This is a genomic window from Streptococcus sp. SM3, assembly GCF_027497875.1.
On the sequence record NZ_JAJNSA010000203.1, the window covers coordinates 1 to 1,587 of the forward strand.

Consider the following 1,587-nt stretch of genomic DNA (forward strand, 5'->3'; position numbering starts at 1 on the left):
GGAACAACAAGCAGCTGTGAAAGCTTCTGCAAATACTACCCTTCAAGCTCAAGTTCAGGCAGCAGCTCAAACACCTGCTGCAACACCAGCGGCAGCAGCTCAAACACCTGCAGCAGCAGCTCAACCTGCTGTTCAAACTCAAGCAGCGGCAGCACCAGTAGCAACTACTTCTCGTCCAACTTATAGTACATCTGCATCATCTTATCCAGTTGGTGAATGTACATGGGGTGCGAAGACATTGGCTCCATGGGCTGGCGATTACTGGGGCAACGGTGGTCAATGGGCTGCAAGTGCAGCGGCTGCTGGATTCCGTACAGGATCTCAACCACAAGTTGGTGCTATTGCATGTTGGAATGATGGTGGATATGGACACGTAGCAGTCGTTACAGCTGTTCAATCTACAACAAGTATCCAAGTTTCTGAATCTAACTATAACGGTATCCGTAGTATTGGAAATTACCGTGGTTGGTTTAACCCAACAACAGCTCAAGGTACTGTAACTTATATCTATCCAAACTAAGAATCACCATGAAGCAGGACAGTTGTTCTGCTTCTTTTTTTGAAATAGTGTCGGTAGAGCCGGATTTTGTATTTTCCATAAATTAATATTTGAATATTTGCTTAAAAAGAGATAAAATGTTTACAGGAGAAATTTGTGCTGACTGTACAATATGGTTTTTAGATTTTACTGGAGGAAATCATGTCATTTTCTGATTTAATGCTCTTTGCTTTGTCGTCAAATCAAGAATTGGCTCAACGTGTGTCTCGCGAAATGGGACTACCGCTTGGAAAGTCAACGGTTCGTCAATTTTCTGATGGAGAAATTCAGGTTAATATTGAAGAATCAATCCGTGGGAAAGATGTTTATATTTTGCAATCCACTAGCTCACCGGTTAATGATAATCTTATGGAAATTTTGATTATGGTAGATGCCTTGAAACGGGCTAGTGCGCAATCTATTAATGTGGTGATGCCGTATTACGGCTATGCTCGTCAAGACCGGAAAGCTCGGGCTCGGGAACCAATCACTTCTAAGTTGGTAGCTAATATGCTTGAGGTTGCTGGAGTTGATCGTCTGTTGACAATTGATTTGCACGCTGCTCAAATTCAAGGCTTCTTTGATATTCCTGTTGACCACTTGATGGGTGCGCCTTTGATCGCAGACTATTTCGAACGTCGCGGGATGATTGGAAAAGACTATGTTGTTGTCAGTCCAGACCATGGTGGTGTGACTCGTGCTCGGAAATTGGCTGAATTTTTGAAGACTCCGATTGCGATTATTGATAAACGCCGGAGTGTCGATAAGATGAATACGAGTGAAGTGATGAATATCATTGGAAGTGTTGAAGGTAAGACTTGTATTTTGATTGATGATATGATTGATACAGCTGGTACAATCTGTCATGCGGCGGATGCCCTTGCTGAAGCAGGAGCCGTAGAGGTTTATGCAAGCTGTACGCACCCAGTTTTATCAGGCCCAGCGATGGACAACATTCAAAAATCAGCCATTAAGAAGTTGGTGGTATTGGATACGATTTATCTATCGGAAGATCGCTTGATTGATAAAATTGAGCAAATTTCGATTGC

At 42.8% G+C, this 1,587-nt stretch carries 2 protein-coding genes; both read left to right on the plus strand.

Annotation, left to right across the window (positions count from 1 at the left end; translation table 11 throughout):
- Positions 1-520 (plus strand): CHAP domain-containing protein (locus tag PAN06_RS14145; RefSeq protein WP_269796650.1); only part of this gene is annotated, 520 nt, incomplete at its 5' end.
- 180 nt (positions 521-700) lie between these two features.
- Positions 701-1,587, plus strand: an 887-nt coding sequence (locus tag PAN06_RS14150) for a ribose-phosphate diphosphokinase (RefSeq protein WP_269796651.1), incomplete at its 3' end; no start/stop codon positions are given.